Source organism: Fluviicola taffensis DSM 16823 (assembly GCF_943372375.1).
Lineage (GTDB): Bacteria > Bacteroidota > Bacteroidia > Flavobacteriales_D > Crocinitomicaceae > Fluviicola > Fluviicola taffensis_A.
In genome coordinates, this window is the sequence record NZ_CALRYJ010000015.1 from 61,695 (window position 1) to 82,917 (window position 21,223).

Genomic DNA, 21,223 nt, shown 5'->3' on the forward strand with positions numbered 1-21,223 from the left:
AAAATAAAACTATCTCAACTGGAATTCTCACTACATTTATTATTGTCAAATTTCGTAATGGTAAACTGTCAATAAATTGTCTGCCTTTTGATGTTGCAAACAATGAAATAATGATCAAAATTGTCGGTAATATTCCTGTCAATATTATTTTCGGCGGAAAAGTGTTAGTGTCAGAGTTGTAACTATTTTTCAAAGTCAACACGGCCTGAATTGTCAACCAAATCGTTAAACAAATAAAAATTGGCGTTGCTTTTCTCTGTGTTTGTTCAGAATTCGAGTTTCTAATTGTCCAAACAAAAAGCAACAAAGTCGCAACTGTTGTCAGTCCAAAAGTCAGCGAAATATAGGTCGGTAAATTGTCTATCATTTTCTATTTATTCAATGTCTTCGGTATCTCGGTGCAATGATGGCTAACGTTGGGTTGCAACAAAAAGTTGGCAATTTCGAAGCACAAAACTGTCTGCCAGTACTGAACTTGATAAGAAGCACAAATGTTCATTTAAGCACTGAATCGCCAATTTCTTGTAGGTGCTGTTAGCGACTGCCCGATTAGTTTTATACCGCTTAGTCAACATGTCCCGCAGATTTAGCTGTGTTTTCTATAAACAGTTTTCTTAGCTCTTCAAGTTTGTTTTTTATCGCATTGTCGTGTGGATTATTTGCCAAATTTGCCTCATAATATTTTATTCTCATTTGCTCAATCAGAACTCTTGATATTGTCAAGTGATTTGGAAAACCTAAGTTGAAAATTTCCCAATATTTATCCGTATCTGTTTTGTCAAAAACAGAAAATAAACTCTCTAAAGCATTCAGACAGGAATTCAGTTCATCGTTTAATTCATCATAAGTCGCTTGAGCATTGATGTCAATTTTCAAGTCAGGAACGACATGTTCTGTTGAGTTTACAATCTCAACCCTTTTCCAATACTCCTCTGTCTCCTTACGCAATGAAAATATGTGAGCCATACTAACAACCATTGGAGATAAGATATATTTCCCTTCATGTTCTACTTTCATTTCTTTGAGGACTTTAACTGTGAATTTTATTTCATCGTTTGTCTCCACATGATGCTCGTAGCACATAAACATTATGTTTTCATAGCTGTTTATCTGTTCGTCTGATAGTTTAGGATTGAATCTCTCACCAGCCACACCTTCAATATGGCACAACTGTGCAATGAATTCATACTTCTGATTAAATAAAGAATTCGGGCAGCCAGGAAAGGCACATTTATTCCCTGACCTTGCCAGCAAAGTCTTATATACTTGACTATTGATAGTTCTTTTAGCCATTCCAGTCTTTTCCTTTTAAATGGCTTATTACATCTTGAATGTACTTACGAAACTCATCATCCGTCATTTTGTTATGTCTGCCATCATAAGTCCTTGAATTGTGATTGTATGTTGAAGTCTTTTGAAAAATGACAAATGAGCCTCTGAAATGTCTTGTTACAACTCTAGCAGTTGATGGCAATTTTTCTTGATTGTATTCACCTTCATCCCAATATCCTCTTGAAACATAATTACCAGGACTTAACTCACACAGCTCTTCGTCTGAATACTCATTTCCTTCGTAAACACCAGATGGTTTTAACTCTAAAGTTTCAAGTCGAAAATAATTCCATTCGTGTTCTGCTTTAAAAGAATGAAAAATTAGCTTGCTTGGTTTAAGAATGTCAATTAATCCACCTGTGTCTATTTCAACACAATTTTCCTCGACCGAAATGTTCGCATCTTCCAAATCAAGTCCACCACCTCTTGGGAAAAACATATGGTTTGAGTTTCTAATTGAACCGATTGTTTTCAGCACATTTACAATTTCATTTATATCAGTCCATTCGCATCTTTCAGGAAGTCCTGATGGAAATATTTTTCCTTCAATTTCTATCCAATCTAATTTATTCCTTTCTAAAAAGTCCATGTAGTTATTTCTTTGATTTTATAATTGTCTTTGGTCTGCTCTTTTTATGCAGTCATTTCGACTACCCACGGGTTGTCGCTAACGTTTTGAGGCTATGCACCTTCCGAAATTTTATCCAAAAACGACACCTCGAAGTTTAATTGTTTTTAAAAATACAAAATCGTTTCATCGTAGCGTAATATCGGAATGAAGCATGAGCCTCTGTTACAAGCTGCCTTTATTTCTCGCTTGTTTTGCGCAGTTCTGTCAAGACGTTATTTCCTTCCTCAAACAATTTTAGCCACGTTGAAGAATTATTTTCAAAATTTTTCATTTGCTCTTGCCCAACAAAAACACCTTTATTTGTCAATAAGTAAAACCTTACTTCGTCAGCTGATGGTAACGGTTTTATTTCTGTTTTGGTTGTTTTATCAAGATATGTTTGTCCTAAACTAACAAATTGCTTAGCTGCACTATTCACGTTTTGATGTTGCCCACCACCAATTACACCACCACCTGAACTTAAATATAAACTTGCGTCTCCAGTCTGATAGGAAACTGTTGTCGCTGTTGCACCGCCCATTTCCCAATCCATTACAACACCATAAACAACAGTCTTGTCTGTCGGCAATGAAAGTCCAAGTTGTTCGGGTGTAGCTGAAAATGCCATATTTCTTAAACCTTCAAATGAGTTTTCGGTTGTTTCTGCTTTGTCATTTTGACTAGGGTCTGTTCCCCAACCGTCAAATTCACAGTCGAACTTATAACCGAGTTCACACATTTGTTTTGTCCACTGTTTTACAACTTCGTCTGCCATTTTCATTTTTGTTGTCCAGCCAGTTACAATAAATAATTTCTTGTCGCCAGCGGAAACACCGTGTTGAACTGTATAATTTAGCTTCCCAATCTCTATTGCCAATTGCTCAGCTTTCTCTGCTGTGTTTGTGTAAAAGAAATATTCAAGTTTTAATTCTTTATCAGCCGTAACATTCAGTTTTCTTAATTGGTCAAGTGTCTGCGGTGTCATTTGCATTTGCTTGTCACGGTTGCTATTGAATACAGTCTCACTAACAAATTGTCCGCTGTTAGATTTTGGTTTTAAAAAGTCAAATATTCCCATCACAACTAGTGTTGTCGTTATTAAAATTAGCCCTGCTATAAGTGTTTTTTTCTTTGTCGTCATACTTCGGTTCGGTCTTCCTATGGCTACTTGTAACGTTTTCCAAATAGGCAAAGGCGCCTTACAAGTATAGTGAATTTTGCGCTTTTGCTTATTTGGTGTTATACGCATCTATTTTTTCGGTTTTGATAAAGTTTAATATCTGTTTCCCAGTGCTTAATAACTGCTCAAGTTCATCAGATTTCTTCGTTTGAATATCATATAAACTATAAGTTATGTTTCGATCCGAATAAGTCATTTTCGACTCATCAAAATCTTCTTTACCATACTTTTCTTCATAAGCGCCCCAATCAGCCTGATGTATTACATATTCAACTTTTACAATATCACCATCTTCTATGTAATATTCTTTTTTTCTGAAACCGAGCTCTGCGTTTTGTTTTGCCTCAATTATCCGCAGATTGTTTGCATCGTATTTTAATGTTAACCCTCCCCAGATGGTTAAATTGGGATAGGAATATGTAGTTAGATTATTATAAGTTGAATGAACTGTCTTACTTCCGGTTGATGTTGTGTCTTGAGAGATAGATTCTCTAATCTTTTTAGTCTTGACATTAATAACTTCTTCCTTTCCAGCATCAACGGGCACGTTTTTCTTTCTTCTTTCTTTACATGAAAACAGAAAAGCAACAAATAATATTATTAAAATGACTTTCATATTCTGGTTATTACAGTTAACGTTCTGCAGCTTCGTGTCAGTGACGACAACCTACTGCTCTGTTGAAATATATGTAAACTTCTCGTTGAGTAATTTCCAGCTAAAGAAAAATAAACCAGCCATTGCTCGAAACCGCTGTTAGCGGTAGTTTTTTTTTAGAATAAGCCACCGTATATCGTTGGATTTGTCAAAATATTTGCAACAATATTGGATAATACATCTCCACCAAATCCTTTAACTTTTTCAATTACGTTGCTTTTTGTCTGTTCGGGTTCTTTTTCATAATCTGTCATTATTTCTTTTAATGCTTTAAAGTCTTTTCCGGTTATTTCATCTTTTATTGCATCAAGAAATATGTTCAATGTTAATTGTTGTGAGACAGATTGGGTATTAGTGATATTTATATTATTTGTAGAACCTTTAACTTCAATCGTTCTTTCTGGTTCATTTGGAAGTAACTTAATAGCCTTTAAAATTCCCATTATTTTTCTATGATTTTCCGGGCTTATTTTTTTAGAAACTTCTTTCACTTCTTCTAAATCGCTCGAATGATAAGTTTTTACAAATCTTAAAACTGAGGATTGCCAGTTTTGGTACTTTTCTAAGTCAGAAGCCGTATAAACTGATCCGACTCTAATTACATTATGCCCAGCAGGAACATAACTTATTGTATTAGTTAAAGTTTCTCCTTCAGTTATTAAATTCTCTAAAATATCAATGTTCATGATGTTAATTGTTGGTTGTCGAAAAATTCCGCTAACTCACTTATCTGCGCTACATAATTACCCTATTTGTAATTAAAGTGTTGTATAGGCGCAACTTTGTTTCGTTTTATTTTTCAATCAAATATATTCAATTTCGCTGCAAATCAATAGCAATGTGCTCTCTTCCGTGATCCTCGATTTGTTTACAATTATTTGCTGTAGTTTGCCAATTCGTTTCTTATTTTCGCAGCATTACAAATGCTGAAATTATTCGCAAGTATGAAATACACTTCTTTTTTGTTGCTTTTATTGCTATCTGGCTTTTCCTTTTCTCAAAAAAGTTCCGGGCCGGATTCTACCATCATCAGACAGTTCTTCGACGAAGCATTGGTGAAAGGAAAATCTTATGAAGATCTCCGTTCTTTATGTAAAGGAGTCGGTGCCCGACTTTCCGGTTCGGCTCAAGCTCAAATGGCAGTAGAATGGGGAAAACGGAAAATGGAGTCTTACGGTTTTGATCAAATTTACTTACAACCGGTGATGGTTCCCCATTGGGAAAGAGGAAATAAAGAGGTCGCCTGGATTCAAAGTACTTCAGGAGATGCAATTCCGGTTGATATTTTAGCACTTGGAGGCTCCATCGGTACAAACGGTTTGTTGAAAGCGGAAGTGATCGAGTTCAAATCATTGGATGATCTGAAAAAAGCAACCAAGGCGAGTGTTCAGGGGAAAATCGTTTTTCTGAACCAAGCCATGAATCCTGCTGATATCATTACATTTAAGGCGTATGGTGGTTGTTACAGCATTCGAGGACACGGCGCTGTGGAAGGTGCAAAATTAGGAGCAGTGGGTGTTGTGATCCGTTCTCTTGCTTTACCTGAAGATCATTTCCCGCATACCGGTTCGATGTATTATGAAGACGGTGTTTCAAAAATTCCAGCCGGAGCATTATCGACGATTTCTTCCAATGAATTGTCAAAAGCGCTGGAAAAAGGAAAAGTGACCTTGATTATGGAAATGGATTGTCGGGACTTCCCGGATGAACCTTCTTTCAATGTCATGGGAGAATTGACAGGCAGTGAAAAACCAAACGAAATCATCACCATCGGCGGACATCTCGATTCCTGGGATGCAGGTGAAGGAGCCCACGATGACGGAGCCGGAATCATCCATTGCCTGGAAGCATTGCGTATTCTGAAGGCTTCCGGTGTAAAACCAAGACATACTATCCGCGTGGTTTTCTTTATGAATGAGGAAAACGGAAACAAAGGCGGACATGCCTATGCAACATGGGCTAAGAAAGAGAATCAAAAACAAATTGCCGCTGTGGAAAGCGATCGTGGCGGATTCAGTCCGGATGGGTTTGAATGCGATGGAAAAGAATCGTATATCCAATTGATCAAGGGATTCGCACCATTACTTGCTCCGTATGATTTACATCATTTTGAAGCCGGTTATGGCGGAGTGGACATCAGTCCGTTAAAATTGCATTACGATGGGATTCCACTGTTCGGTTTTGTTCCCGATTCACAGCGCTATTTTGATTTTCATCATGCAGCAAGCGACGTTTTTGAAAGTGTCAACAAACGCGAACTCGAATTGGGTTGTGCGAGTATGGCTGCTTTCGTATATTTATTGGATAAATCATTATAACCATGCAAGATCAAAATCGATTCCTTGGAAGACCCAATCCGGAATTTTCACCGGCTTACGCGAAGTATTATTTTGAACGGACAATCGGTCAGGAAGACCTGCTTCTTGCTTTGGAAAAGGATTTGGATGAAACTACCCGCTTTATTTCGAGCCTTCCGGAATCAAAAGCAGATTTTCAATATGCGGATGATAAATGGACTTTAAAAGGTGTTATTCTGCACTTTATAGAAACAGAACGCATTTTTCAATACCGGGCGCTTCGTTTTTCACGCAAGGACAAAACACCTCTAGACGGATTTGACGAAGGCTGGTACAGTCAACATAACAACACCGAACAACGCACTTTGGAAGATCTGCATTCCGAATTCATTGAAGTTCGAAAAGCAAGTATTTCCTTGTTCAAAGGAATGACCTCCTCCATGCTGGATTCCATCGGCACCGCAAACAACAGCCCGAATACTCCACGGAACCTGGGCTGGATCATGGTCGGACATGTAATCCACCACTGCAATATCATTAAGGAGCGGTATCTGGTCGATGTAGATGAAGCGTTTTAACTTATATCGATAGGTACCCGATTAATCCCGCACCTACCAGATAATAAAATCCTCAATTACCCACCTGTTCATTTCTTGGTTAATTAATTTCATTATGAATTGGTAATATGAGCTAGAATACTGCTAAATTTGCACTCTTAACTGTTAATCATGCGACAACATTGGTTAATAGAAAATGAACAAGTATGGCAGATATTTTTGATAAAATTGAACGTAACCGTGGACCTATTGGACAGTACTCAAAAGGAGTTCATGGTTATTTTACCTTCCCGAAGTTAGAAGGTGAATTAGGTAACAAAATGACTTTCCGCGGAAAAGAATGTTTGGTTTGGTCTTTAAACAATTACCTGGGACTGGCAAATCATCCGGAAGTTCGTAAAGCTGATGCTGATGCGGCGGCTCAATACGGTTTGGCTTATCCTATGGGAGCTCGTATGATGACCGGTCAGACAAGTGAGCACGAAAAGTTGGAAAATGAGTTAGCTGAATTCATGGGGAAGGAAGATTGTATCCTTTTGAACTTCGGATATCAGGGAATGGTTTCTGCAATCGATTGTTTGGTTGATCGCAGCGATATCATTGTTTACGACTCTGAAGCACATGCTTGTATTTTGGATGGTATGCGTTTACACACCGGTAAGCGTTTCGTATTCCAACACAACGATATGGAAAGCTTTGACAAACAAATGAGAAATGCAACTCGTTTGGCTGAGACAACCGGTGGTGGTATTTTGGTTATCACTGAAGGAGTTTTCGGAATGGCAGGTGACCAGGGAAGATTGAAAGATATCATTGAATTCCGTAAATCCGGAAAATATGATTTCCGTTTATTTGTGGATGATGCACATGGATTTGGAACATTGGGAGAAACAGGTCAAGGTGCCGGTGAAGCTCAAGGTGTTCAAAATGAGATCGACGTATTATTCGGAACTTTTGCAAAATCAATGTCTTCAATTGGTGGATTCATTTGTGCGAAAGAATCAATTGTAGAATTCTTCCGTTACAATATGCGTTCACAGATGTTCGCCAAAGCATTGCCGATCACTATTACAATCGGTGCTCGCAAGCGTTTGGAATTGTTGCGTACACGTCCGGAATTGAAAGCTAAATTGTGGGAAATCGCAGATGCACTTCAATCAGGATTTAAAAATGCTGGTTTTGATATCGGTGCTTCGAATTCTCCGGTAACTCCGGTTTTCATGAAAGGGAACCTGGCAGAAGCAACGAATTTGACTTTCGATCTACGTGAGAACTACAATATCTTCTGTTCCATTGTAATTTACCCTGTCGTTCCTAAAGATGTGATCATGTTGCGTATTATTCCAACTGCAGCACATACTTTGGAAGATGTGACTTACACTATTGAGACATTCAAGAAGTTAAAAGATAAATTAGATGCTGGCGCTTACAAGGCTGACGAATTAGCAGCTGTTGAAGTAGACAAAAAAAAGTAGAATTTATTCTCTGATAATATGAAAACCTGGTCATCTGACCAGGTTTTTTTATTTTCCCACAGACGTGCACAGAAGATCACAGAAGTTTGATTTGTCCCTTATCAATGAATATTTGGAGGACTATAACACACTTTATTTAATAAATCCTCTTTGCTCCTCCGTGAACTTGCGTGGGAAATAATTCCCATACTTTCACTTTTCAACCAACATACCAAGTGAATCACTAAAAATTTAGCCGATAATCGAATCAGTGATTCAAAGAATCAGTATCTTCACTTTACAAAACTAGACTATGCTTAAGCTACTTCAAAGTGTGTTCTTTCCAAAGTTCGCCAATGAAACCAATTTCGAAGATGAAACCAGATTAACGCTGGCTTACCGCATGTCTTTATTTTTGGCAGTTTCCATCGGAATTCTCAGTGTTATACTTTTCATTTATTTTCACATTGAAGTTGCATTCATTACACTCATTGCTTTTTTCACCGTATTGGTTGCAACGATCTATATTTACCGGACAGGAAAATTCCGCACTCCTACCATCATCTTCAACCTGATCGGAGCGATATCCTGTACAATTCCACTTTTCCTGCTAGAGAATGAACCCCACTTTCTAAATAGCTTATGGATGACCATCAACATCCTCTTTGCCTTTATTGTGATTGGTTCAAAATGGGGAATCGGATTCACTATTTTTCATGCAATCACCCAATCCATCTATTACTACTATTACCTGGACGATCAGATGGAAATCATGCGGAACCTAACCCATGAGCAGCTCATCGCAACCGTGGTCAATGGCGCTATTTGCTTCCTGATTATCGGCTATCTGGGATGGGAAAATATCCGCACCAATGAGCTTGGAAGGAAAAAATTAAACGAAGCACAAGACGTATTGCAAGTGCAATACAACATCATTTCAAAGCAAAACGAGGAGAAAACGGTCATGCTGAAGGAAATTCATCACCGGGTGAAAAACAACCTCCAGATCATTACCAGTTTATTGCGCTTACAATCACGTGAGCTTGAAAACCCGGAAGCCATCGCCAAATTCAAGGATGCCACACATCGCGTCATTGCCATGTCCATGATTCATGAAAAAATGTATCAGAGTGACCATCTTTCAACCCTGCATTTACGTGAATACCTGCATGATCTGTCTTCCGATTTGGTTTCTTCCTACCAATCCGGTTATCATGTAAACCTTAAAATCGATTGTGATATTGATTCCATCGGTTTACGCTCCATAGTTCCCATTGCATTGATTTTGAATGAATTGATTTCCAACTCATTGAAATATGCTTTTGACGATTACGACAACTGTCTTATTTCAATCTCATTCATGCATTACCAGGGCAAAAAATGTAAGCTCATATACAAAGACAGCGGAACTTGGAAAGCACCATCGAGACAGGGATCATTCGGACTCGACCTGATTGAATCCTTAACAGACCAATTGGAAGGAACGATGGATTTGAAAACCTATCCGGAGACAATTTTTGAAATCACTTTCAGTCCGCAAGAGGACCATTAAACAAATTCAAAATGCAATCCCGATAGCTATCGGGATGAGAATGCAAAAGTATCTTACTCAATTCCCCTGCCTACTTTTGAATTTTGCATTTTTAATTTTTAATTTTCAAAATCTCCTGAACTGCCGACGAAACGTACTCCACTCCAATTGCAATGACAATGAATCCGATAATTCGTGATATCGCATTGATTCCTGAAGCACCAAGTGCTTTCACGATGAAATGTGACGTTCTCAGTATTAAATAAATCACCAAACAAACAGCGATAATAGCACAAACGGACAACAAATGCTGTTGTTGATTGTCAAATGTTTGATTGTAAGTGATCAACAAGGAAATCGATCCCGGTCCTGCCAACATCGGAATTGCCAAGGGGGTTAATGAAACCTCGGATCTCGTTTCCAGGTCAGCCTGAACACTTGCTCTTTTCATTCCTTTATGCTTAGTGAAGCTTCCGGTCAGCAAGGCAAATCCGGATGTAGCTATGATCAATCCACCTGCAACACGCAATGAATTGATGCTGATTCCAAAAAAATTAAGAACATACTTCCCTGCAAAGAAGGAAATTAACAGAATGATACACACATTGATTGAGGTCCATAACGAAGTCTTGTCCCGGTTATGTTTGGTATCGTCTTTAGTTAGTCCTACGAAAACGGGAACGGTTCCCAAAGGGTTCAAAACTGAAAACAAGGCGGCAAAAACACTGATAAAAAGTTCCATTTTTTGCCGCAAAATTCCCTATATTCCGTGGTTTCGACGTTAGGTGTATGTTAATTCTTAATTACGCTTTTTAAGACTTTAGATAGAAAACCGGAGACTTAAGACAGATTATTGTCTCAGGTCTTTAGCCTATCCTCTTCTGTCATAAGAATTATTAATTTTAAAAAAAAGAGCAATGGAGAAAGATCAATTAGCGGCATTGGCTTCACAATTAAGTCATCCATCAGGAGAAAAGGGACTTGAAATTGCTGAAATGATGAATGAAACAAATAGTGGAATGACTAAAAATGCCATTTCGAATTTGAAGCTGACTTCCGGCGATGCTATTCTGGAATTGGGGCATGGAAATGCAGGTCATTTAAATTTTCTCTTTTCCTTCAGTGAAAGGATCCATTATACCGGCTTAGAGATTTCAACATTGATGAACCAGGAAGCCCGGCAACGGAATAAAAACCTCATCGAAGCCCAAAAAGCTACTTTTGTTTTATATGATGGAAAGCAAATTCCGCTTCCGGATAACCAGTTTGATAAATTGTTCACTGTAAACACCCTCTATTTCTGGAAGAATCCAGTGGAAATGCTTACCGAATTATCGCGCATCTTAAAGCCAAAAGCACTCTTCTCTCTTACTTTTGCGCATCGAAGTTTTATGGAAACCTTACCTTTTACGCCTTATGGGTTCACTTTATACAACCCGGATGAAGTAATGACATTGGTGCTAGAAAGTGTTTTTGATCTGAACTACGAGGATTCACAAATTGAAACAGTCATGACGAAAGACGGACAAGCAGTTGAAAGACAATTTTCTACTTTTGTATTGGAAAACAATAAATGACAATTCCCGATTTAAACCTTTTAACTCTTTGAACTTATTATGAAAGAACATACTTACGAAGCAACCATTTCCTGGACAGGAAACAAAGGAACCGGAACATCCGATTATGCAGCTTATGGAAGAGAGTTTACGCTCGAAATCCCAAATAAACCCAACTTGTTCTGCTCTGCAGATGTTCCGTTTCGTGGTGATAAAACGAAACACAATCCGGAAGATTTCTTTTTGGCATCCCTTTCAAGCTGCCATATGTTATGGTATTTTCATTTATGCGCGGATGCCGGAATTCAGGTAATCGAATACCAGGATCATCCGATTGGAAAAATGATCCAGGATCCGAATGGAGGTCGCTTCACCTCTGTCCTGCTTCGTCCAAAAGTGGTAATTACTGATGCTTCTCAAATTGAACTGGCAAACAGCTTGCATCAGGAAGCAAACAAACAATGTTTCATCGCTAATTCCTGTAATTTCCCGGTAACTCACCAACCCACTTGTTCTTCAGAAGATGCTTGAGTTAAGACCGACCTGTGAAAATTGCTCTAAGAAGTTACCTCCGGAGAGCACCGAAGCACTTATTTGCAGTTTCGAATGCACCTTTTGTTCAGACTGTGTAGAAAAACTACCTGGAAAAAGCTGTCCGAATTGTGGCGGAGGATTCGAGAAAAGACCCATCAGACCGAAACATTTGCTTGTAAAGTATCCTGCAACAACTCATATTACTTTCAAACCGATCACTAAATCTTGACAATGAACAAGAGAAACAAATCTTTGCGCAAAGTCAGGTATGTTCTGTATAAAGAAACATTGGTCGATTTCAAAGAACATTTCTGGACTTTCATTGGTTCTTTCTTCGGTATTGGGTTAATTGCTCTAACACAGTCCCAATCGCTCGATAAGCTGGAGAATATCTTCCTCATCGGTTCATTTGGAGCAAGCAGTGTATTGATTTACGGTGCAATTCAAAGTCCATTAGCACAGCCACGAAATCTGGTTGGAGGGCATCTCATCTCAGCATTTATTGGTGTTTGTGTTTATAAGTTGGTACCTGATCCAATCTGGATTTCCGCGCCTCTGGCAGTCAGTCTTTCAATTGTAGCCATGCAGATGACCAAAACATTGCATCCTCCAGGTGGAGCAACTGCCTTAATTGCTGTGATCGGAACTCCAAAGGTTAAAGCGCTCGGATTCATGTATGTTCTTTCTCCTGTGTTAACCGGTGTACTGATTCTTTTGGTTGTTGCCATCATTGTGAATAACCTTACAAAGAACAGGAAATACCCCACCAATAGCCGATGGACAAAGTATCTCAAACTGAAAAATCGAATGTAATTTGAGTTATATTTATCCTTGGAAGACTAATAGACATAAGATTCAAGACCAAAGACTTGATCTGTCTATAGTCTTAGGTCTAACGTCTTTTGTCTTAACAACATGAAAACTTTTACAACTGTCGATCAATATATCCAAGAGTTTGAGAAGGAAACTCAAGAGCGCTTAAATGCCATCAGAAAACTCATTTTGGAAATAGCTCCACAAGCTGTTGAATCGATTTCTTACGGAATGCCGGCTTACAAAGTGAACGGGAAGCCATTGGTCTATTTCGGAGGATACAAATCACATATCGGATTTTATGCTACTCCGACCGGTCACAAAGCTTTTGAAAAAGAGTTGTCCAAATACAAACAAGGCAAAGGATCTGTTCAATTTCCATTGAGCGAACCACTTCCGGTAAAATTGATCAAAGAAATCGTGCTGTTTCGCCTGTCCGAAAATCAACAGAAACACCAAAAGAAGTAAATAGACAAGCTTCCGGAAAAAGGAATCATTAAATTTGAAAAAAACAATCCATGAGATACCTGCTTATTCTTCTTTTGACACTTTCAACTTCGTGGTCATTCTGTCAATTCACTCACGGGGATTCCTTGAGAGGGACTTATGGTTCGGCTCGCAATTGGTGGGATCTGAAAAACTATGACTTAAGTGTCACATTTGACATCGAGAAGAAGGAAATTCATGGAAAAAACAGGATTCAATTCTCCCCTGTCGTGAATGAGCAATCAATAACCTCAGAATTACAACTGGATTTGCAGGAGCCAATGGTTCTCGACAGTGTCATGAATAAGGGAAACACAAAAAAATTGCTATTCCGAAAGGATGGGAATGCTTATTTCATTTCCGGTGGTTTTGATGATGAAATAACCGCCTATTTCCACGGAAAACCAAGAGTTGCAAAACGCGCACCTTGGGACGGCGGGATTGTCTGGACGAAAGATCACAATGGCAAACCCTGGGTTTCGGTTGCCTGCCAGGGACAAGGTGCAAGCGTCTGGTTCCCGTGTAAAGATTCCCAGCTCGATGAACCGGATAATGGAGTTAGCATGCATTATACCTGCCCTAGTGATTTGGTTTGTGTGAGCAATGGATTATTCCTTGGCAAGGAAATTAACAATATGAATCAATCAACCTATTCCTGGAAAGTCTCCAACCCGATCAACAATTACTGCATGATCCCTTATATTGGAGATTATGTCAACTTGCACGAACATTTTGCAGGCGAAAAAGGAAACCTGGAAATCGATTATTGGGTTTTGAGAGGGAATGAGGAGAAAGCCAGAACGCACTTTCAGGATGCACCAAAGACCTTGAAGGCTCTGGAGTATTGGTTCGGTCCCTACCCTTTTTATGAAGACGGATACAAATTGGTCGAAGCTCCCTATTTAGGAATGGAACACCAAAGTGCGGTAGCTTATGGGAATGGGTATAAAAATGGTTACATGGGCTCCGACTTAAGCGGAACCGGAGTTGGATTGAAATGGGATTTCATCATTGTTCACGAAAGCGGACACGAATGGTACGGGAACAATATCACATCAAAGGACATTGCAGATATGTGGATTCATGAAGGCTTCACATGCTACAGCGAGACTTTGTTTACGGATTATTGGTTCGGAAAAGAAGATGCAGACAAATACTGCCAGGGATTGCGCAAGAATATTGCAAATGACAAACCGATTATCGGTCCATATGGTGTAAACACCGAAGGAAGCGGCGATATGTACTACAAGGGAGCAAATATGATCCATACCATCCGGACGATTTATGGAAACGATTCCCTCTTCCGTATGATGCTCCGAAAGATGAATGCGAGGTTTTACCATCAAACAGTGACAACCGCACAAATTGAGCAATTCATGTCTGCCGAACTGGGAATGGACCTGTCCAAAGTGTTCGATCAGTATCTGAGAACAAAAAATCCACCGACACTGCAATTGAAATACTCCAAAAACAAAGTGAAATTCCGTTGGATCAATTGTGTTTCCGGATTCAATATGCCAATCATGAATGGAAAGCAAAAACTGGCTTGTTCATCCAAATGGGGCTCCTATGCAATTGGTCACGATTATTCCTTTGAGCTGAATCCAAACATCTATGTGATTCATCATAAAAAGTGATGAAATCGAAGAGAATTGGCTAAAATATGTACTTTTGCAGCCTATTCTTATCATATGAAAATCATACACCACCTCATCATTTCATGTCTACCTCTTTTTTCTTTTGGACAATTAACCCTAGGGGGAAATAATCCGCAAGATTTAGTTTTGCAAACTCTTTCCGGATCTGGAGTAACTATTTCCGATATAATCTATGTAGGTTCGTCTGAAGCGATTTCTTACTTCAGTGCCAATACGCAGAATATGCCTTTTCATTCCGGGTTTTTAATGACCACAGGTTATAGAAACTTAGCAGTTGGCCCAAATAATGATCCGCGAGCAGGGATTGACAACGGTTATCCGGGATCAACGATTATGAATAGTTATATTGGAGGCGAGAGCCATAATGCCGCTATACTTTCTTTTGACCTTATCCCTTCAGGAGACTCCCTGAAAATAAAGTATATTTTTGGGTCAGATGAATACCCGGAATATGTTGGTGCACAATACTGTGACGCATTCGCCATTTTTGTTCAAGGTCCTGGTATAAATGGAACTATCAATATTGCAACAGTACCAAACCAATCAATTGTATCCATAAATACTGTTAATGGAGGAAACCCGGGAGGAACAGGTAGTGGCATTAACGCCAGTCCACCTGTCAATCTTTCTTACTTTATAAATAATGGAGATGGATCTCAATCGCCTTACAACTCCAGCGCAGGATACGTGCAATATGACGGATTAACGAAACCATTAATTGCAAAAACAAAAGTAACCCCAAATCAAAGTTATCATGTAATGATGATCATTATTGATGCCGTGGACGGAATCTACGACTCAGGAGTTTTTATCGAAGAAGGTGGAATAACTGCAAGCGTTTCAGAAAACAACTTGAGTAACTTTGTGAATGTGTTTTATAGTGCTTCAAATCAACAAGCTACGATTCAAATAACAGACTATCAGGAAAATCTGACTTATTCCATTGTCGATCTATCCGGAAAGATCATGACACAATCAAAAATCAGTGAAACGACATCCATTGATCTGAGCAATTATTCTTCCGGAATGTACCTGATTCAGGTAGAAGGAGCGAACGGAAAAATGACTAAAAAAGTGATTCGTTAATTTGTTTCATAGTTATTCCGTTCTCTTTCAGATTTTATTAATCAGTTGATTTTGCAGTGTATTAAAATGCACTTGGAATGGTTAATTTTCCTAAATTAGTATGAATAATTTCAAGTAGACCCCAACTTGAAGATGAAAACAAGTCATCGATCAAAAAGTGAATGGTATGTCGAACGAAATATCTTATGTCTGCGGACAATCTTCTTTCCCCTTGTTGGGTGAAACAATCGGACAAAATTTAGCTAAAACAGTTGCTCAATTCCCGCAATCCGAAGCATTAGTATGCCCGGAGCAAGAATACCGGGCAACTTACAGTGAATTTTATACCCAGACAACACTCGTGGCTAAAGCTTTGATAGCTCTTGGAGTTGAAAAAGGGACGCGTGTTGGAATTTGGAGCCCGAACCGCTCTGAATGGGTGTTGATCCAATATGCAACTGCTCGAATAGGAGCTGTTTTGGTAACTATTAATCCTGCTTACCGACCACATGAATTGACTTTCGTTTTGAACCAATCCGAAATCAGTTATTTATTTTCTGCAAGAGCATTCAAAACCAGTAATTACGAATCCATGGTAGCAGAAGTAAAAGCAGATTGTCCCAGTTTAAAAACATCCGTTTTTTTCGATAAAGATTGGAATGATTTTTTGGAAACTGCACATTCCGTTTCTGACTCTGCATTGGACGCCATTGAAAACAGTTTGCAATTCGACGATCCAATTAACATTCAATATACTTCAGGAACAACCGGTTTTCCAAAAGGAGTCACTCTTTCTCATCACAACCTTTTGAATAATGGCTATTTCATTGGAAAACGATTGAATTATTCCTCCCGAGACCGTGTTTGTATTCCTGTTCCTTTTTATCATTGTTTCGGGATGGTGATCGGAAATTTGTGTTGCACATCTCATGGAGCTTGTATGGTTATTCCTGCTGAAAGTTTCGATCCTGTTAAAACACTACAATCCGTCGAAACAGAAAAATGCACTTCTCTTTATGGAGTTCCCACCATGTTTATCTCGGAGTTAACTCACCCGGAATTTGACCGCTTTGATCTCAGTTCATTGCGCACAGGTGTTATGGCTGGATCTCCCTGTCCGATTGAAATCATGAAACAAGTGCAGTCCAAAATGAATATGACAGAAGTGTCAATTTGCTATGGAATGACTGAAACCTCTCCCGTTTCGGTTCAAACCATCATCGGTACACCACTAGAAAAGCAAGTGAGCACCGTTGGGACAGTTCACGATCATCTGGAATTAAAAATCATCGACCCGGAAACCGGACATGCAGTTCAACGGGGAGTAAGCGGTGAACTTTGCATACGCGGTTATTCGGTTATGCTTAAATATTGGAATAATTCAGAAGCCACAGCTACTGTATTGGATCAGCAACGCTGGATGCATACGGGAGATTTAGCCACCATGGATGCAGAAGGTTATATCAATATTACCGGAAGAATCAAAGATCTCATCATTCGAGGTGGAGAGAATATTTCACCCAAAGAAATTGAAGATTTTCTCTATACCCATCCTGCTATTGCTGATGTCCAGGTGATTGGAGTTCCTAGTGAGAAATTCGGAGAAGAAGTAATGGCCTGGATTCGGTTAAAAGACGATTCTTCAGCAAATGAACAAGAGTTGAGTGATTTTTGCAAAAAGAATATTGCACATTACAAGATTCCTAAATATTGGAAATTTGTTTCTGAATTCCCCATGACCATAACCGGAAAAATCAGAAAGATTGAGATGAGAGAAACAGCAATTAAAGAACTAAATCTATCCTCCATTTCGAAAATTAAAACTTCTTAAGTAATTGGTTTATTTGAATTAGTTGGAAAGAAAAAATCCGATCAAAGCTTCTTTCATTTTGTGAATTACTTTTCAGAATGAGCTAGCAATCGCGTCCATCAAATTGGTAATTTTGCCGTAAAATGATGAAGATGTTAACGCTCGATCCGAAAGAACTTCCCGTACCAAAACTTCATAGTTATTTACTTGGGGCTATTGGACCACGTCCCATCGCTTTTGCTTCAACAATCGATGAGAACGGAGTGAACAATCTATCGCCGTTCAGTTTTTTCAATGTGTTTTCGGCGGCTCCTCCCATTCTGATTTTTTCTCCTGCAAGAAACGGAAGGACAAATACAACCAAGGATACTTATAACAATGTCAAGCATATTCCCGAAGTGGTTATTAACATTGTGAACATGGATATCCTTCACCAAATGAGTTTAAGTAGCTCTCCGTATGCTCCGGGAGTTGATGAATTTGTAAAGGCCGGATTAACTCCAATTGCTTCTGATACCATCAAACCCATGCGTGTTTTGGAAGCTCCTGTTCAATTTGAATGCAAGGTATTGGAAGTGCGCGAATTGGGAGATCAGGGAGGTGCAGGAAACCTGGTGATTTGTGAAGTCACTAAAATTCACATCCACGAAGAAATTTTGGCGGAAGATGGAACGATTGACCAAAAGAAAATCAATTTGGTGGCTCGCATGGGAGGAAACTGGTATTGTCATGCCAATGAAGCTTCCATGTTTGAAATCACGAAGCCAATTACCACAATTGGGATTGGTTTTGACCAGATTCCGGCAGATATCCGCATCAGTTCCGTGCTATCCGGAAATGATCTGGCACAGTTGGCGGGTGTTACCGAATTGCCAAATGAAACGGATGTAAATGAGTATAAGCTATTGGAATTAAGTGATTTATTCCTAACTTTAGAAGACGAGCCGGAAAAATTAGAGCTCGCTTTGCATCAACGTGCAAAAGAATTAATAACTGAAAACGATATTGAAGGAGCTTGGATGACCTTGCTTTCCTTTAACGATTAAATAGTGTAAATAACCAGTAGAAATATGTTTAAAATATCCGGAATCCTTAAGGTAAAAAATGATACAGTTCAAGTATCGGAGAAATTTTCAAAAAGAGAATTTGTATTAACTGATAACGCAAGTATGTATCCTCAAGATATTATGTTCCAGTTAACACAAGATAAATGCAGTTTGATTGATGGATTTAATACACAAGACCAAATTGAGGTATCTTTCAATTTAAGAGGTCGTGAGTGGACAAGTCCTCAAGGTGAAGTGAAATACTTCAATACTTTGGAAGCTTGGAGAATTGAAAAAGTTGGAACACCTTCCATGGGTGGTGGAATTCCAGCTGGCGGACCAACAGCAATGAGTCTGGATCCGATTGCCACTCCAAGTGCATCAACAGCACCAAGTGACGACGACGATTTACCGTTCTAATTATTGAAAGCCCTGATTCCGTAAATACGGAATTGGGGTTTCTTTTTTACCCATCATTTCAGAATCACTATGAACGAACAAATTTCGCGTAAACTAACGAACAGCATAACATTAATCCGAATTGTTTTCGGCGGCTTGTTGTTCGGTTTGGTCAGTTTTCTGACTGCTATGATGATCATTATTCCTTCCGGTGGAAGTCAGGAAACCGAACCTAATGAGCTTTTTCAATTGATTGCACCTATTTTCATGGTAATCACGGTGTCCACTTCTATTTTCTTGAGACGTGCAATGTTGGCTAAAGTACACAACGAAACCAATCCATTGAATCTGATCAAAGCTTATACTTCCTCCAAAATTATCCAGATGGCACTTATGGATGCCTCCATCCTATTTTCGATTGTCTGTTATGTCCTTCCACCAATTCCTATTTCACCATTTTAAGTGGATTGGGAATTTTATACTTTATATCGCTTTTTCCACTTCAACAGAAGGTTGCACAACAATTGAAACTCGATAGTCCGATTGGATATTAGTTTAAATCAGTTCCTTTTAAGCTTGATTCCCTTATTCAAATCGGGAAGCTTTTTTCCAATTTGGAAATTTCCCTTGTGTTTATACCACTTTGGCATAAGAGAACCCATGAACCTAACTTAAGTTCAACCATTTAATAATCAATTCATTAAGTATCTATTTAACTTATTTTACAAAGTCCAAACCCGGCACTGGCATTATTTTCCCAAATGACCAGTCAGAAATAATTTAAATCAAGTAATATGAAAAAGTTTATTATCGCTGCAATCGCAATTACAACAACAGTATTCGCTAATGCACAAGCAGATGTCAATGCAACTCAGGCAAAAACAGAAGAAGTAGCAACAACTAATCCTGATCGAGTTAAAATCAATTTGGAAGATTTACCGGCGGCAGTTAAAAAATCACTTACGGAAGATGCATTTCAAGGATGGACAGCAAAAACAGCATATATTGTAAAAGCTGAAAAACCTTACTACGAGGTAGAATTGGTTAACGCTAAATCCGAAGCAAACGTAGTGAAATTCAATGAGGACGGGACAGTTATCAAATAACCGATTACCCTTGTTAATATTAAGAAAGGTAGTAGGTACGTGATGCGTCTCGTACCTACTACCTTCCCTTCCATTCAGGTTGGGAAACCATTAGGTAAGCCAGTAGTGCAAATAAATAGACCGGATAAAACAATTCAAACAAACCCAGCCCTAAGAGATCAAACCCTTTCGGCTTCTTTCGGTCCATTTTCACCAACATGAAATCCATTCCATACTTGAATCCGATTAGCAGAATGGTCAGCCAATAAACTCCTGCAAAAAAAGTGATGATTAGAAGCAGGAAGTAGTACAGATGAAGTCCGACCGCCCAAATACCCAAGAAATTATTCAATGAATCAGCCACATGACTTGTTTTTCCCAGCCAGCGTACACGTTGCTCCATTACTTCAGATAAGGTTTCAGGAGTCTCTGTTTCCACTTTGAGCGCTTCATTTTCCACGATTTCTATCCGTTTTCCCGAGCTTCGAAAAGCTCTTAGGGTATAGATATCATCTCCACTCAAAATATGGTCATGATCATCAATATCATCTACTTGATCAAAACTTTCAACATGAATCAGGAGATTGGCACCACTGCAGTTTACGGGTCTCGCCCAACCTGCAATTCCTTTATTTAAAAGTGTCGTGAAAAGGTATTCCAAGGTAAAGAATGATTGCCACCATTTGGTTCCGGTCATTTCGACAGGAAGAATGATCAACTCGGCTTCCGGAAGCATCAACATCGATTTCATGTAATCTTTTCCGAATAAAACATCTGCATCCATCGTCAGGCAGTATTCCGTCCGGACATGATCCATTCCAAAGCGGATCGCACGCTTCTTCCCTCTTTGCTCTTCGGGTAAATGCAATAAGCGGATAGGGAACGAATCCATTTCCTTGAACAGGTCAATATACGCATCCGAAGAATGGTCATTGACAAAGATCCATTGCGCAGGTTGGTAGCGTTGCGCATAAATGCACTCCAGAAATACTTTCAGATTGTCAACTTCATTTCTAAAAGGAATCACAACGGAAATTTCATCTATCGCCATCATCTTTTTTGAATTTCGGCTGATCCGCAAGCGGTTTACACCGAACAACAGTGTTAGAATCGAAAGAACATAAAGAAGTAACCAGGAACCAATCAACCACATAA

Annotated in this window: 23 protein-coding genes; 16 read left to right on the forward strand and 7 right to left on the reverse strand. The window is 38.9% G+C overall.

Annotated elements, in window-relative coordinates; all coding sequences use genetic code 11:
* Nucleotides 1–564: 564 nt before the first annotated feature.
* From AAG807_RS17310 to AAG807_RS17330, 5 genes are all read right to left on the reverse strand, one after another.
* On the reverse strand, nucleotides 565–1,293 hold the full coding sequence (locus tag AAG807_RS17310; RefSeq protein WP_341906641.1) for a hypothetical protein: 729 nt from the start codon (nucleotides 1,291–1,293) through the stop codon (nucleotides 565–567).
* The gene (locus AAG807_RS17315) at nucleotides 1,286–1,921 is read right to left on the reverse strand and encodes a hypothetical protein (protein ID WP_341906643.1); all 636 of its coding nucleotides are present in this window, start codon (nucleotides 1,919–1,921) and stop codon (nucleotides 1,286–1,288) included. Before AAG807_RS17315 ends, AAG807_RS17310 begins: the two co-directional genes overlap by 8 nt.
* 217 nt (nucleotides 1,922–2,138) lie before the next feature.
* Entirely contained in the window at nucleotides 2,139–3,191 is a 1,053-nt protein-coding gene (locus AAG807_RS17320; protein WP_341906645.1) for a ribonuclease E inhibitor RraB, read from the reverse strand.
* Nucleotides 3,172–3,738: a hypothetical protein gene (locus tag AAG807_RS17325; protein WP_341906647.1), complete on the reverse strand. Its 567-nt coding sequence runs from the start codon at nucleotides 3,736–3,738 to the stop codon at nucleotides 3,172–3,174. The genes AAG807_RS17320 and AAG807_RS17325 overlap by 20 nt, the downstream gene beginning before the upstream one ends.
* Nucleotides 3,739–3,893: 155 nt before the next feature.
* Nucleotides 3,894–4,463: a hypothetical protein gene (locus AAG807_RS17330; RefSeq protein WP_341906650.1), complete on the reverse strand. Its 570-nt coding sequence runs from the start codon at nucleotides 4,461–4,463 to the stop codon at nucleotides 3,894–3,896.
* 237 nt (nucleotides 4,464–4,700) lie between these two features.
* On the opposite strand from AAG807_RS17330, the gene AAG807_RS17335 reads away from it, so the two are divergent.
* The 4 genes from AAG807_RS17335 (at nucleotide 4,701) to AAG807_RS17350 (ending at nucleotide 9,637) form a co-directional block, all read left to right on the forward strand.
* Nucleotides 4,701–6,095 carry a M20/M25/M40 family metallo-hydrolase gene (locus AAG807_RS17335; RefSeq protein WP_341906652.1) on the forward strand — a complete coding sequence of 465 codons (1,395 nt, stop codon included), beginning with the start codon at nucleotides 4,701–4,703 and terminating at the stop codon, nucleotides 6,093–6,095.
* A gap of 2 nt (nucleotides 6,096–6,097) precedes the next feature.
* On the forward strand, nucleotides 6,098–6,652 hold the full coding sequence (locus tag AAG807_RS17340) for a DinB family protein (RefSeq protein WP_341906654.1): 555 nt from the start codon (nucleotides 6,098–6,100) through the stop codon (nucleotides 6,650–6,652).
* Between the two features lie 185 nt (nucleotides 6,653–6,837).
* A complete protein-coding gene (locus tag AAG807_RS17345; protein WP_341906655.1) occupies nucleotides 6,838–8,106 on the forward strand; it encodes an aminotransferase class I/II-fold pyridoxal phosphate-dependent enzyme in 1,269 nt (422 codons plus the stop codon).
* Nucleotides 8,107–8,398: 292 nt separating this feature from the next.
* Complete coding sequence (locus AAG807_RS17350; protein WP_341906657.1) at nucleotides 8,399–9,637, forward strand: sensor histidine kinase; 1,239 nt, start codon at nucleotides 8,399–8,401, stop codon at nucleotides 9,635–9,637.
* 91 nt (nucleotides 9,638–9,728) lie between these two features.
* On the opposite strand, the gene AAG807_RS17355 is transcribed toward AAG807_RS17350, so the two are convergent.
* Nucleotides 9,729–10,358, reverse strand: coding sequence for a MarC family NAAT transporter (locus AAG807_RS17355; protein ID WP_341906658.1), 630 nt, complete (start codon nucleotides 10,356–10,358; stop codon nucleotides 9,729–9,731).
* A 175-nt stretch (nucleotides 10,359–10,533) separates the two neighbouring features.
* Between AAG807_RS17355 and AAG807_RS17360 the strand changes: the two genes are divergently transcribed.
* From AAG807_RS17360 to AAG807_RS17415, 12 genes are all read left to right on the forward strand, one after another.
* Nucleotides 10,534–11,193 carry a class I SAM-dependent methyltransferase gene (locus AAG807_RS17360; RefSeq protein ID WP_341906660.1) on the forward strand — a complete coding sequence of 220 codons (660 nt, stop codon included), beginning with the start codon at nucleotides 10,534–10,536 and terminating at the stop codon, nucleotides 11,191–11,193.
* Nucleotides 11,194–11,232: 39 nt separating this feature from the next.
* Nucleotides 11,233–11,703, forward strand: coding sequence for an OsmC family protein (locus tag AAG807_RS17365; protein ID WP_341906662.1), 471 nt, complete (start codon nucleotides 11,233–11,235; stop codon nucleotides 11,701–11,703).
* Complete coding sequence (locus AAG807_RS17370; RefSeq protein WP_341906664.1) at nucleotides 11,696–11,935, forward strand: DUF1272 domain-containing protein; 240 nt, start codon at nucleotides 11,696–11,698, stop codon at nucleotides 11,933–11,935. Before AAG807_RS17365 ends, AAG807_RS17370 begins: the two co-directional genes overlap by 8 nt.
* Nucleotides 11,936–11,937: 2 nt before the next feature.
* Nucleotides 11,938–12,519: an HPP family protein gene (locus AAG807_RS17375; RefSeq protein ID WP_341906666.1), complete on the forward strand. Its 582-nt coding sequence runs from the start codon at nucleotides 11,938–11,940 to the stop codon at nucleotides 12,517–12,519.
* A 102-nt stretch (nucleotides 12,520–12,621) separates the two neighbouring features.
* Nucleotides 12,622–12,987 (forward strand): DUF1801 domain-containing protein, encoded by a 366-nt coding sequence (locus AAG807_RS17380; RefSeq protein ID WP_341906668.1) that lies wholly within the window; start codon nucleotides 12,622–12,624, stop codon nucleotides 12,985–12,987.
* 50 nt (nucleotides 12,988–13,037) lie between these two features.
* A complete protein-coding gene (locus AAG807_RS17385) occupies nucleotides 13,038–14,642 on the forward strand; it encodes a M1 family metallopeptidase (RefSeq protein ID WP_341906670.1) in 1,605 nt (534 codons plus the stop codon).
* A 54-nt stretch (nucleotides 14,643–14,696) separates the two neighbouring features.
* Nucleotides 14,697–15,749 carry a choice-of-anchor L domain-containing protein gene (locus AAG807_RS17390; protein ID WP_341906672.1) on the forward strand — a complete coding sequence of 351 codons (1,053 nt, stop codon included), beginning with the start codon at nucleotides 14,697–14,699 and terminating at the stop codon, nucleotides 15,747–15,749.
* Between the two features lie 166 nt (nucleotides 15,750–15,915).
* Entirely contained in the window at nucleotides 15,916–17,559 is a 1,644-nt protein-coding gene (locus AAG807_RS17395; RefSeq protein ID WP_341906674.1) for an AMP-binding protein, read from the forward strand.
* Between the two features lie 131 nt (nucleotides 17,560–17,690).
* Nucleotides 17,691–18,584: a flavin reductase family protein gene (locus AAG807_RS17400; RefSeq protein WP_341906758.1), complete on the forward strand. Its 894-nt coding sequence runs from the start codon at nucleotides 17,691–17,693 to the stop codon at nucleotides 18,582–18,584.
* Nucleotides 18,585–18,608: 24 nt separating this feature from the next.
* Complete coding sequence (locus tag AAG807_RS17405) at nucleotides 18,609–19,004, forward strand: DUF3127 domain-containing protein (protein WP_341906676.1); 396 nt, start codon at nucleotides 18,609–18,611, stop codon at nucleotides 19,002–19,004.
* 69 nt (nucleotides 19,005–19,073) lie between these two features.
* Nucleotides 19,074–19,445, forward strand: coding sequence for a hypothetical protein (locus AAG807_RS17410; RefSeq protein ID WP_341906678.1), 372 nt, complete (start codon nucleotides 19,074–19,076; stop codon nucleotides 19,443–19,445).
* Nucleotides 19,446–19,777: 332 nt separating this feature from the next.
* Entirely contained in the window at nucleotides 19,778–20,089 is a 312-nt protein-coding gene (locus tag AAG807_RS17415; RefSeq protein WP_341906680.1) for a hypothetical protein, read from the forward strand.
* A 58-nt stretch (nucleotides 20,090–20,147) separates the two neighbouring features.
* On the opposite strand, the gene AAG807_RS17420 is transcribed toward AAG807_RS17415, so the two are convergent.
* The gene (locus tag AAG807_RS17420) at nucleotides 20,148–21,221 is read right to left on the reverse strand and encodes a glycosyltransferase (protein WP_341906682.1); all 1,074 of its coding nucleotides are present in this window, start codon (nucleotides 21,219–21,221) and stop codon (nucleotides 20,148–20,150) included.
* Between the last annotated feature and the right edge of the window lie 2 nt (nucleotides 21,222–21,223).